Below are 12,396 nucleotides of genomic sequence, written 5' to 3' on the forward strand. Positions count from 1 at the left end.
TCGGTTGTTCGTTTCACAACACGACTAGGTTTGCCCGGGCCGCAGCTTGTAGAAGACGTGCCGGCCGATCGTGTCCATCTTCTTCAGCTTCCGCGCCCAGTACGGCCGGACATAGTCGGCGTGGTAGTGGGTGGAGGCGCCGACCTCAGCCAGATAGGTCGTGCCGTCATAAACCTCGCGGGCGATGCGGACGGCGTCGCGCCAGGGGCCGGGCTCGGTGATGCGCAGCGCCTTGCCCTCGCAGGCGAAGGTGAACTGGCAGGCGAGATGGCGGCTTGCGTTCTGGTAGACCGCGCCGCAGACCGTGTTCGGGTAGAGCCCGCTCTTGACCCGGTTGAGCACCACCTGCGCCACTGCGGCGCGGCCCTGCTCGCCTTCCGAGCGCGCCTCGAAATAGACGGCTTCGGCCAGGCAGCGCTGCTCCTTGGCCATGTTCTCGGGCGCAATCAGGCTGGTGTAGATCTGCTTCTCGCTGGGGTCGACGGTGCGCAGGTCGATGGTCGTGCCGCGCTCCGACTTGGCGATCCGAATGCGCGATTTCGGCTCGGCGGCAACGGGCGCCATCTGCATCGGCGTGGCGGAGGCCGCTCCGGCGACGCCGGTGGCTGCGGGCGTGCTGGAGGACTGGCCGAGCGCCGTGGAGACGGACGGCGTCGAGCCGTCGAGGTTTTCCGGATTCAGTTCGCCATGGCGCGGAGAGCCGATGCTCTTCGGAACCGCCGTCGGCGAGGAATCCGACAGGGCCGGGTCGGTCATCCCCTCGTCGCGCAGGAAGGGTTCGAAGCCGAGCGGCGGCTCCTCCGGGCTTTCCTGCGCTTCGAGCGAAAAGCCGCCCGAGATCAGCCCGGGCTGGGTGTCGCCGAAGACGACCTGCTCGAGCTCGCCGGGTGGGCCGTTGCGGGTCAGCGTCGGACGTAAGGGCACGATCGGATCGCCCTTGCTGCTGCGGTCGACCTGCGGGAAGGCGCTGGCCGTGCGCTTCATGTCCTCGCGCGGCTGGCGCGGGTCGATCGCGAAGGTCCGCTCGGGCGTTTCGAAGGAAAGTCGCGCCGGCTGGATCAGGCGGGCATAGGCGCGCTCCGGCATACGAAAGGCGCTGGCGGCCACGAGCAGCGACGGGCCTTCCGCAAGGTCGGAGAGCGCGCCCGGCGCGGTGCGGGGGATCAGCGAGCCCGGCGGGCCGAGGACATCGGGCTTCTGCCCGGCCGAAGCGGTGAAGGAGACCAGCATGCCGGCCGAGAGCGCCCAGGGAGCGACGGTCGCCAGCGCCCAGCGCAGCTTCTGCCAGCCCATTCGCTTCGATCGCCGACGCAGACGCAACTGACCCAGGCCCTCGTTTCGCAAAGACGACAGATGAGCGACCGCGAATCCTGATGATGCAAATTCGCGACACTCGGATAATCCCTTGTCAGGGTTGAAAGGCGGTTAACGGCCGTCCGCTCGCGTCGGCGGCCCTCCGCCAAAAGACGGCTTTCCCGATCGGGGATTTGTCCCTTATGCTGCGCCGCAACAAAGGGAGAGAGACATGAATGCCACCGCCCTCAAGGCCGATTCCGAAGCCAATGCCGTCGCGTTGATCGCTGCCGCCTTGCCGGGCTTCGAGGCCTTGCTGGAGGAGGCGGTCGCAGCCGTCAGGCAGAAGGTGCTGGTCGACGGCCGGATTTCCTCGGCGAGGCTTGAGCAGGAGCAGCACGCTGCGCACGGCCTCTCCTGGCTCGCCACCTATGTGATGGGCCTGCGCGAGCTCAAGGCTTATGGCGAGCGCCTGCAGGCCGAGGATCGCTACGGCGCGATCGAGGACTACGCCATCCGGATCGGCGCAGGCGAGTATGCCGCCCAGATCTTCGGCGGCATCCCGATGAGCCAGGGCGAGATCGTCCGCCTGCCGGCGCTAGGCCTCACGGCCAAGGCCGTCGCCGCCGCTTGCTCGGACGCGGCGGAGCAATTGATCGCCGAGGGCAACACGCCGGAGAACCGAGCTCGCTTCGTCGCGCTGTTCAGCCAGAGCCAGGGCCTCGCCAGCGTCGGCGATCCCGGCCTCGACGAGACGCTTGAAGCGATCCGCTCGGAGATGCGCCGCTTCTGCGAGCAGCAGGTCACGCCGCATGCCCATGAATGGCATCTTCAGAACGAGTACATCCCGCTGCCGGTAGTCGAGCAGATGGCCGAGCTCGGCGTGTTCGGCCTGACCATCCCCGAGGAGTTCGGCGGCATGGGTCTGTCGAAGGTCTCGATGTGTGTCGTCTCCGAGGAGCTCTCGCGCGGCTATATCGGCGTCGGTTCGCTCGGCACCCGCTCCGAGATCGCCGCCGAACTGATCCTGAACGGCGGCACCGACGAGCAGAAGGCCTATTGGCTGCCGAAGATCGCCTCGGGCGAAATCCTGCCGACCGCCGTCTTTACCGAGCCCAATACCGGATCCGACCTCGCATCGCTGCGCACCAAGGCGGTGAAGGACGGTGACACCTGGAAGGTCTACGGCAACAAGACCTGGATCACCCACCCGGTTCGCGCCGACATCATGACGCTGCTGGTCCGCACCGATCCGGATGCGCCGGGCTATCGCGGCCTCTCCATGCTGATCGCCGAGAAGCCGCGGGGCACGGATGCCGAGCCGTTCCCGGTGGAGGGCTTGACCGGCGGCGAGATCGAAGTGCTCGGCTATCGCGGCATGAAGGAATACGAGCTCGCCTTCGACGGCTTCGAGGTGAAGGGGGAGAACCTGCTCGGCGGCGTCGAAGGGCAGGGCTTCAAGCAACTGATGCAGACCTTCGAGGCCGCCCGCATCCAGACCGCGGCGCGGGCGCTCGGCGTCGCGCAATCTGCCTTCGATCTCGGCCTGCGCTATGCCCAGGAGCGCATCCAGTTCGGCAAGCCGCTGATCGCCTTCCCGCGCGTCGCCGACAAGCTCGCCATGATGGCGGCCGAGCTCGTCATCGCCCGCCAGCTCACCTATTTCGCCGCGCGCGAGAAGGATGCCGACCGGCGCTGCGATCTGGAAGCCGGCATGGCCAAGCTGCTCGGCGCCCGCGTCGCCTGGGCGGCGGCCGACAACGCCCTGCAGATCCATGGCGGCAACGGCTTTGCGCTGGAATATCCGATCAGCCGCGTGCTCTGCGACGCCCGCATCCTCAACATCTTCGAGGGCGCGGCCGAGATCCAGGCGCAGGTGATCGCGCGGCGGCTGGTGGAGGGGTGAGGTGAGGCCTCTGGCCTAGAGGCTGGCCGCCGCCCGCGCCGCCTGGTCGTACTGGCCCGACAGCGAGCGCATCGCGGCGGCGATCTCGGACAGGCGGGCCGGATCGACGCCGGTCGCCAGCACCGATTTCACCAGTAATTGCTCGCGGATCTGGGCGTAGCGCTTGCAGGCGTCCTCGCCCGCGGGAGTGATCGCAACGGTCTTTTCCTTGCCCTTGCGGCCGCTCTTCAGAAGCTTCAGGCGCTCGAGCTTCTTCAGCGAATAGTTCACCAGATGCGTGTCCTCGATGTTGAGGACGAGGCAGATGTCGGCGAGGCGCTTGGCCTTGCCGCGATGGTTGACGTTGTGCAGGACGAGCACGTCCATGGGCGTCAGCTCGGGAATACCGGCGGCGGTCATGCAGCGCAGCATCCAGCGCTGGAAGGCGTGGACCGTCATCGTCAGCGCGAACTCGAATTCCGACAGCGCCGGCATCGCGCCGGAGGCGAGATGGCCGGAAGAGACGATCGGGCCGAGGTCGTCGGAAGGGAGCATGCTGTCTCTAGCCGAAAGAGGCGCGGTCCGCGGGGGGCTCCCTTCTCCCCTCGGGGGAGAAGGTCCCGGCAGGGGGATGAGGGCAGTACGACTGGGTGAGAGTCGGACAGGTCGAGCCTATCCTTCCCTCATCCGTCAGCGCTTCGCGCTGCCACCTTCTCCCCCGAGGGGAGAAGGAAAGCATCGCGCCTCACATCTTCTTATAGGCGTCGACGATCGCCTGGCCGTCGGCGCCGGCCTTCTTCAGCCAGTCGGCGGTGAGCGTCTCGCCGGCCTTCTTGAAGCCGTCCTTAAGCGCCGGCGACGGGGCCTGCACCTTCATGCCCTTGGCCTTGAGCTGGTCGAGATACCAGTTGGTCTTCTCTTCCCACATCTTCCAGCCGCGCGCTTCGGCGGTGGCTGCGGCCTTCAGGATCGCCTCCTGCGTCGGCTTGTCGAGCGCGTCGAAGGCGGCCTTGTTGACGAAGGTCGCGTCCTTCGGGATCCAGGCCTGGACGTCGTAGAAATGCGTCAGCGTCTCCCAGGCTTTGGAGTCGTAGCCGGTGCCCCCCGACGACATGAAGGAGTTGACCACGCCGGTCGCCAGCGCCTGCGGCAGCTCGGCCGCCTGGATCGTCACCGACTGCATGCCGAGCAATTCGCCGAGGCGGGCGGTGCCGACATTATAGGCGCGCCACTTCAGGCCCTTCATGTCCTCGATCGTGTTGAGCTCCTTCTTGGTATAGACGCCCTGCGGCGCCCACGGGACCATGAACAGCAGCTTGATCCCCTGGCTGTCGAGCTTCTTCTCGACCGCCGCCTTCGAGGCCTTGTAGAGCTTCATCGAGTCGGCGAACGAGGTCGCCAGGAACGGCACGACGTCGATGCCGAAGACCGGGTCCTCGTTCTCGTGCAGCGAGATCAGCACCTCGCCCATCTGGGCCTGGCCGCTGGCGACGGCGCGCTTGATCTCCGGCGCCTTGAACAGTGCCGCGCCGGGGTGGACGGTGATCTGCAGCTTGCCTGACGTCGCGGTCTCGACGTCCTTGGCGAAGAGGACGAGGTTTTCCGAGTGCGGGTTGTCGGCAGGGTAGGCCGCCGGCAGGTTCCACTTGGTCTGGGCCGAGGCGGGGGCGGCTAGCGCGAAGGCGCTGCAGCCGAGTGCGAAGGCGGCGATGGCGGTTCTGCGGTTGAACATGCGTTGTCCCTCTCTCTTTTGCTTGGTCTTGAACTCAATCGGGGAATGCGAGCTTGGGCAAGTAGAGCACGATCTGCGGGAAGGTCGTGATGATCACCACCGCGACGTTGAGCAGAATGAAGAACGGGAAAGCCGCTTTCGCAACCGTCCAGGTGTCCTTGCCGCTCATGTTCTGCAGCACGAACAGGTTGAAGCCGACCGGCGGGGTGATCTGCGCCATCTCGACATGGATGACGAGGTAGACGCCGAACCAGACGAGGTCGAACCCGGCCTCCTTGACCATCGGCAGCACGATAACCGCCGTCAGCACGATCATCGAGATGCCGTCGATCAGGCACCCCAGGATGATGTACATCACGGTCAGCGCCAGCACGAGCATGTGGGGCGAAAGCTGCTGGCCCTTGACCCATTCGGCCAGCGCCGCCGGGATGCCGGTGAAGCCCATCGCCGCCGTGCAGAAGGCCGCGCCCGCAAGGATCAGCATGATCATGCAGGTGAGGCGGGTCGCGCTCATGATGCTTTCGAGCAGCGCCGCCCAGGTCAGCGTACCGCTCCACCAGGCGAGGAAGAGCGCGCCGGTGACGCCGAAGGCAGCGCATTCGGTCGCGGTCGCGAAGCCGAGGATCAGCGACAGGAAGACGGCGGCGATCAACAGCAGGCAGGGGGCGAGCTTGGCCGATTGCCGGAGCTTCTCGCGGAACGGAAGGGACGGGTCGCGCGGGGGGGTCTTGCCCGGGTTCAGCCAGGACCAGATGATGACGTAGCCCATGTAGAGCGCCATCACGAGCAGGCCGGGCAGGAAGCCGCCGAGGAAGACCTGCAGCACCGAGACGTTGGCGGTGACTGCGTAGACGACCATCGGGATCGATGGCGGGATCAGGAGGCCGAGCGTGCCGGACCCGGCGAGCGTGCCGAGGCTCAGGCGCTCGTCATAGCCGCGCTTCGCCAGCTCGGGCAGGGCGATCTTGCCGATGGTGGCGACCGTCGCGGCCGACGAGCCGGAGACCGCCGCGAAGATGCCGCAGCCGACGATGTTGGTATGGATCAGCCGGCCGGGCAGCCATTGCAGCCAGGGCGAGAGACCTTGGAACATCTGCTCGGACAGCCTCGTCCTGAACAGGATCTCGCCCATCCAGATGAAGAGCGGAAGGGCCGCGAGGGTCCAGGACGCCGTGGCGCTCCACACCGTCGTCGCCAGCACTTGGCCGATCGGGACATTGGTGACGAGGTTCATCGCCAAGAGGCCGACAAGGCCGAGGCCGACGGCGATCCAGACGCCGCTCGCCAGGATACCGACGAGGAAGAGCAGCAGGACGAGCGAGAGTTCGGGCAGGGACATCAGACGCCTCCACCCTGCGCGACGCGCTCGACCAGTTCCTCGACGGATTTCGGCGGTTCGGGCTGATAGGTCGGACGTCCGCCGCGGGCGACGATGACGAATTCGTCGAGCAGCGCGATCAGGAGGATGCCGAGCCCGATCACCATGGCGAGCTGCGGAATCCATAGCGGCACGGACACGACGCCGGTCGACATGTCGTCGAAGCGCCAGGAATCATGCGCGAGACGCCCGGTCTGCCAGGTGAAATAGCCTATGAAGGCCGATGCAACGGTGAGCGACACCAGTTCGGCGACCTGCCGGCGGCGGCCGCTGAGTCGTTCGATCAACAGGCCGACGCGGATCATCTCTCCACGCTTGAAGGTGTGGGCGAGGCCGAAAAAGGCCATTCCCACCAGTGCCCAGGAGGCGAAATCGTCACCGGAGGGAATGTTTAAGCTGATCTCGCGGCCGATCGACATGAACATCATCAGCACGAAGATCGCGACCAGGCTGACGCCGGAGAGCCAGCCGGAGACCAGATAGAGTGCGTCGAGGAAGCGGCGGATCATGCGCGCGCCTCGCGACGATGCGTCGCCGCGCCGGGCCGCTCGGCCATGCGCAAAGCGGCGGTTGCCAGGACTGGTCCCGTCATGAAAGCCTCCCCTAAGATCGGCCCGGCCCCTCAGCCATGTCCCGATCGCTGATCGTCGATCCTAATCGGCGAAATGAGCTTGTCAACGTTTCATCGACGATTTATCGATGAAACGTCAAAGAGCCTTGTTGGCCAATAATCGGGGGATCAGATGACGAACGGCCGTTGGGACTTCTGGATCGACCGTGGCGGCACCTTCACCGACGTGATCGGCCGTGATCCCGCAGGCAAATTGCATGCCCGCAAGCTGCTCTCCGAGAATCCCGGAGCCTATCGCGACGCCGCCGTCCAGGGCATCCGCGATCATCTCGGCCTGAAGCAAGGCGAGCCGATCCCTGCCGGCACGGTCGGCGAGGTCCGCATGGGTACGACGGTCGCGACCAATGCGCTGCTGGAGCGCAAGGGCGACCGGACCTTGCTCGTCACTACCAAGGGTTTCCGCGACGCGCTGCGCATCGGCTACCAGGCCCGGCCCGACATCTTCGCCAAGGAGATCATCAAGCCGGAGCAGCTCTACGACGCAGTGGTCGAGATCGAGGAGCGCGTCCTCGCCGATGGTACGGTCGAGAAGGCCGCAGACGAGGCCGCGATCCGCGCCGCCTTGCAGGCTGAGTTCGATGCCGGTTTCCGCGCTGTCGCCATCGCCTTCATGCATGGCTATCGCTACCCGGCGCATGAAGAGCTCGCCGCCAAGGTCGCCCGCGAGATCGGCTTCCCGCAGGTCTCGGTCAGCCATGAGGTCTCGCCGCTGATCAAGCTGGTCGGGCGCGGCGACACCGCCGTGGTCGACGCCTATCTCTCGCCGATCCTCGCCCGTTATGTCGCGCAGGTCTCCGAGGAGCTCGACATCGCCCGCACCGGCGCGCGGCTGATGTTCATGATGTCCTCGGGCGGCCTCACCGCCGCCGACCTGTTCCAGGGCAAGGACGCGATCCTCTCCGGCCCGGCCGGCGGCGTCGTCGGCCTCGCCGAGACCGGCCGCTCGGCCGGCTTCGAGAAGGTCATCGGCTTCGACATGGGCGGAACCTCGACCGACGTCGCCCATTTCGACGGCGAATACGAGCGCGCCTTCGAGACCGAGGTTGCCGGCGTGCGCATGCGCGCGCCGATGATGCTGATCCATACCGTTGCTGCAGGTGGAGGGTCCATTCTGCATTATGACGGCTCGCGCTTCCGCGTCGGCCCCGATTCCGCCGGCGCCAATCCCGGCCCGGCCGCCTATCGCCGCGGCGGCCCGCTCGCCGTGACCGACGCCAACGTGATGGTCGGTAAGCTGATCCCGTCCTATTTCCCGCCGATCTTCGGCCCCGGCCAGGACCAGCCGCTCGATGTCGCGACGGTGCGCGAGAAATTCGCCGCTCTCGCCGCTGAAGTTGGCGATGGTCGCTCGCCCGAGGAGGTCGCCGACGGCTTCGTCCAGATCGCCGTCGCCAACATGGCCGAGGCGATCAAGAAGATCTCGGTCCAGCGCGGCTACGACATCACCCGCTATGCGCTGAATTCCTTCGGCGGCGCCGGCGGCCAGCATGCCTGCCTCGTCGCCGATGCGCTCGGCATCAAGACGGTGCTGCTGCACCCATTCTCCGGCCTGCTCTCGGCCTATGGCATGGGCCTGGCCGAGATCCGCGCAACCCGCACTGCGGCGCTCGACGTGCCCCTGGATGCCGAGGCCAAGGCCGCGATCGGCGTGCTCGCCGACAGGCTGGGCGCCGAGGCGAAGGGCGAAGTTGCCGGGCAGGGCGTGCCGGATGGCGACATTGCCATCCATGTCCGCGCCCATATCCGCTACGCCGGCACCGACACCGCGATCGCGACACCCTTCGGCAGCCGCGCCGAAATGCAGGACGCCTTCCAGGCGGCGCACAAGGCCCGCTTCGGCTTCATGGACGAGACCAAGGCGCTGGTCGTCGAGGCCGTTGAGGTCGAGGCCGTCGGCGGCGGCGCCCGTTTCGAGGAGGCTGCGGCAGCCGAGAGCGCTGGCGATCCGGAGGTCGCCGAGCGCACCCGCTTCTTCTCCAAGGGGCAGTGGCACGAGGCGGCGATCGTCCGGCGCGAGGCGATGGCCCGAGGCCAGGGCATTGCCGGCCCGGCGATCGTGATCGAGCCAAACCAGACCGTCGTGGTCGAGGATGGCTGGACTGCAAAGCTGACCGCCAAGGACCATCTTGTCCTGACCCGCAGCAAGGCGCTGGTTCAGAACGCTGCGATCGGCACCAAGGCCGACCCGGTCATGCTCGAGATCTTCAACAACCTGTTCATGTCGATCGCCGAGCAGATGGGCGTGACGCTGCAGAACACCGCCTATTCCGTGAACATCAAGGAGCGGCTCGACTTCTCCTGCGCCGTCTTCGACCAGACCGGCGCGCTCGTCGCCAACGCGCCGCACATGCCGGTGCATCTCGGCTCGATGGACCGCTCGGTCGAGACGGTGATCTCGAACAATCCGGTGATCCGCCCGGGCGACGTCTACTGCCTGAACGCGCCCTACAACGGCGGCACGCACCTGCCCGACATCACGGTCTGTACCCCAGTCTTCGACAACGAGGACAAGCAGATTCTGTTCTGGGTCGCTAGCCGCGGCCACCACGCCGATGTCGGTGGCACTGCGCCGGGCTCGATGTCGCCGCTGGCGACCAATATCGAGGAAGAGGGCGTCTATATCGACAACTTCAAGATCGTCGATCAGGGCCGCTTCTGCGAGGAGGAGCTGGTCAAGCTCCTGACCGGTGCGCGCTACCCGGTCCGCAATGTCGTCCAGAACGTCAACGATCTGAAGGCGCAGATCGCCGCCAACGAGAAGGGCGTGGCGGAACTGCGTAAGATGATCCGCTCCTTCGGACTCGACGTCGTCCAGGCCTATATGGGCCACGTCCAGGACAACGCCGCCGAGAGCGTCGCGCGCCTTTTGACCCGCCTGCATGACTCCGAGTTCACCTATCCGATGGACCAGGGCTGCGCGATCAAGGTGAAGATCACCATCGATCGTGACAAGCGCGAGGCGACGGTCGACTTCACCGGCACCTCGCCGCAGCGCGAGGACAATTTCAACGCGCCGGCGCCCGTCACCCGCGCCGCCGTGCTCTACGTCTTCCGCGTCATGGTCGACGACGCGATCCCGATGAATGCCGGCTGCCTGCGCCCGATCAAGGTGATCGTGCCGGAGGGCTCGATGCTGGCGCCGCGTTATCCAGCCGCCGTCGTCGCCGGCAATGTCGAGGTCAGCCAAGCCGTGACCAACACGCTGTTCGGCGCGCTGGAGGCGATGTCGTCCTCGCAGGGCACGATGAACAACCTGACCTTCGGCAACGACCAGTACCAGTATTACGAGACGATCTGCTCGGGCTCGCCGGCCGGGCCGGGCTTCAACGGCACCTCGGGCGTCCACGTCCACATGACCAATTCGCGCCTGACCGATCCGGAAATCCTGGAGACGCGCTTCCCGGTCGTGCTCGAGGACTTTCACATCCGCGCCGGCTCGGGCGGCAAGGGCGAATGGAATGCCGGCGACGGCACCAGCCGCACCATCCGGTTCCTCAAGACGATGGACTGCGCCATCCTCGCCTCGCATCGCAAGGTCAGGCCTTTCGGCATGAAGGGCGGCGAGCCCGGCGAGCTCGGCAGGACGCTGGTCCGGCGGCTTTCTGGCGAGGTCGAGGAGCTCAAGCCATCGGACCAGACGCTGCTGCAGGCCGGCGAGGCTGTCACCGTGATCACGCCGACGGCGGGCGGCTATGGAAAGCCGAAGTCCTGACGCTTAGGTCTGCTCTCTAAGACGGAGACCGACCATGCCCCAGACCTGGATGATCACCGGTGCCAATCGCGGCATCGGCCTGGCCTTGACGATGGAATTGCTGCGACGGGGCGACCATGTCGTCGCCGCGGCGCGCGATCCCTGGGGCGGGGCTTTGGCGGAGGTCGCCGGCGGGCAGGCCGGGACGCTGACTCCGCTGGAGCTCGACGTCACCTCCGACAAGAGCGTCGCCGCAGCCAAGCAGGCGCTCGATGGCCGCCCGATCGACGTGCTGGTCAACAATGCCGGCGTCTACGGCCCGCGCGACCGGCAGTCGGCGCTCGACATGGATTTCAACGCCTGGCGCGAGGTCTTCGAGGTCAATGTCTACGCCCCCTTGCGGGTGGCGCAGGCCTTCCTGCCCAATGTCGAGGCGGGCACCGGTCGCAAGATCGTCACAATAAGCAGCCGCATGGGCTCGATCGGCAGCAATCCCTCCGGCGCGATCGCCTATCGCTCCTCCAAGGCGGCGGTGAACATGGTGATGGTCGGTTTCGGCAATGCGGTGCGCGGCAGCGAGGTCGCGGTGCTGCTGTTCCATCCCGGCTGGGTCCGCACCGACATGGGCGGAGGCGGCGCCGACATCCCGCCGGCTGAGAGCGCCGCCGGGTTGATCGCCACGATCGACGCCTCCGGCATGCGCGAGACCAACAGCTTCCGGAACTGGAAGGGCGACGAAATCCCCTGGTAGGGGTTCAGCTGCCGCGGGTCGAGGCGAGCCAGAGCCCGCCGCCGATCAGGAAGCCACCGCTGACCTTCGACATCAGCCGGACGCGCCGCTGCGACAGGAAGCGGCCGGCCCGGCCGGAGAGGATCGCATAGGCGCTGTCGCTGATTGCCGCGAACAACATCGCGATCGCGCCCATGATCGCGATCTGCGTGGCGTAGTCGCGCGCCGGATCGAGGAACTGCGGGAAGAAGGCGCCGAAGAAGACCAGCGTCTTCGGGTTGCTCAGCGCGACCAGCAGCCCCTGCAGGAAGAAGCCGCCGCGCGGCGGGCGAGCCTCGGCCGCGCCCTCGGTGATCTCGCCGGCGCTGCGATACATCTTCCAGCCCAGCCAGATCAGATAGGCTGCGCCGGCAAGTCTGACCCAGTCGAACCAGTGACCCATCGCCGCGATCACCGAGCTCAGGCCGATGCCGACGATCGCGATCATGATCACGAGCCCGGCCTGCGTTCCTGCCATGTTGAGAAGCCCGGCGCGGCTACCATGGCACAGGCTGTTGGCGATGATCAGCGTCACCGTCGGGCCTGGAACGATCACGATGACGAGGCAGGCGGCGAGATAGGCGGCGAAGAGTTCGAGTGACATGGGGGGAGCCTCCCGGCGGGCTTGGCGGTCGCCTCGCAGGCGGCGCATCATTCCTCTCCTGTTTGGGCCGGCCTGTCGAGAGAGGGAGGGGCGCTTGACAGAGACGGATTTCCGGGTCGTCCCGCTGACACCGGAGCTTTGGCCGGCGCTCGAGGATCTCTTCGGCCCGCAAGGGCCCTGCTATGGCTGCTGGTGCAATCATTTCCGCATGCCGCCGAAATTGCGCAAGCCGTTGCTTGGCGAGGGAGCGCGCCAGCTTTTCGAGGAGCGGGTGGAGAAGGGGCCGCCGCCGGGCGTGCTCGCTTTTGCCGGCGAGGTTCCTGTCGGCTGGCTGCAGATCGGACCGCGGGCGCATGTGCCCGAATGGAATAATCCGCGCCGGGCTCGACGCCGCTGCCGGATGCGCCGGCGCA

The 12,396-nt window shown here is 66.7% G+C and carries 9 protein-coding genes; 3 read left to right on the top strand and 6 right to left on the bottom strand.

Features of this window, described 5'->3' with window-relative positions; translation table 11 throughout:
* Nucleotides 1-24: 24 nt before the first annotated feature.
* Nucleotides 25-1,293 carry a cell wall hydrolase gene (locus CXY91_RS28645; RefSeq protein ID WP_100965373.1) on the bottom strand — a complete coding sequence of 423 codons (1,269 nt, stop codon included), beginning with the start codon at nucleotides 1,291-1,293 and terminating at the stop codon, nucleotides 25-27.
* 232 nt (nucleotides 1,294-1,525) lie between these two features.
* On the opposite strand from CXY91_RS28645, the gene CXY91_RS28650 reads away from it, so the two are divergent.
* Complete coding sequence (locus CXY91_RS28650) at nucleotides 1,526-3,199, top strand: acyl-CoA dehydrogenase family protein (protein WP_100965374.1); 1,674 nt, start codon at nucleotides 1,526-1,528, stop codon at nucleotides 3,197-3,199.
* A 15-nt stretch (nucleotides 3,200-3,214) separates the two neighbouring features.
* Here the strand turns inward: CXY91_RS28650 and CXY91_RS28655 are convergent, their stop codons facing one another.
* The 4 genes from CXY91_RS28655 to CXY91_RS28670 form a co-directional block, all read right to left on the bottom strand.
* On the bottom strand, nucleotides 3,215-3,733 hold the full coding sequence (locus CXY91_RS28655) for a winged helix DNA-binding protein (protein ID WP_091831584.1): 519 nt from the start codon (nucleotides 3,731-3,733) through the stop codon (nucleotides 3,215-3,217).
* Between the two features lie 190 nt (nucleotides 3,734-3,923).
* A complete protein-coding gene (locus tag CXY91_RS28660; protein WP_100965375.1) occupies nucleotides 3,924-4,910 on the bottom strand; it encodes a TRAP transporter substrate-binding protein in 987 nt (328 codons plus the stop codon).
* 34 nt (nucleotides 4,911-4,944) lie between these two features.
* Nucleotides 4,945-6,249: a TRAP transporter large permease gene (locus CXY91_RS28665; protein ID WP_100965376.1), complete on the bottom strand. Its 1,305-nt coding sequence runs from the start codon at nucleotides 6,247-6,249 to the stop codon at nucleotides 4,945-4,947.
* Nucleotides 6,249-6,797 carry a TRAP transporter small permease gene (locus tag CXY91_RS28670; RefSeq protein ID WP_100965377.1) on the bottom strand — a complete coding sequence of 183 codons (549 nt, stop codon included), beginning with the start codon at nucleotides 6,795-6,797 and terminating at the stop codon, nucleotides 6,249-6,251. The genes CXY91_RS28665 and CXY91_RS28670 overlap by 1 nt, the downstream gene beginning before the upstream one ends.
* Nucleotides 6,798-7,031: 234 nt before the next feature.
* Between CXY91_RS28670 and CXY91_RS28675 the strand changes: the two genes are divergently transcribed.
* Both CXY91_RS28675 and CXY91_RS28680 read left to right on the top strand, forming a co-directional pair.
* Complete coding sequence (locus tag CXY91_RS28675; RefSeq protein WP_100965378.1) at nucleotides 7,032-10,631, top strand: hydantoinase B/oxoprolinase family protein; 3,600 nt, start codon at nucleotides 7,032-7,034, stop codon at nucleotides 10,629-10,631.
* Nucleotides 10,632-10,665: 34 nt separating this feature from the next.
* Nucleotides 10,666-11,361: an SDR family oxidoreductase gene (locus tag CXY91_RS28680; protein ID WP_091831574.1), complete on the top strand. Its 696-nt coding sequence runs from the start codon at nucleotides 10,666-10,668 to the stop codon at nucleotides 11,359-11,361.
* Nucleotides 11,362-11,365: 4 nt separating this feature from the next.
* Here the strand turns inward: CXY91_RS28680 and CXY91_RS28685 are convergent, their stop codons facing one another.
* On the bottom strand, nucleotides 11,366-11,983 hold the full coding sequence (locus CXY91_RS28685) for a LysE family translocator (RefSeq protein ID WP_100965379.1): 618 nt from the start codon (nucleotides 11,981-11,983) through the stop codon (nucleotides 11,366-11,368).
* Nucleotides 11,984-12,396 lie beyond the last annotated feature (413 nt).

Origin of the sequence: Allobosea sp. FBZP-16, assembly GCF_002831785.1 — a bacterium.
GTDB lineage: Bacteria > Pseudomonadota > Alphaproteobacteria > Rhizobiales > Beijerinckiaceae > Allobosea > Allobosea lupini.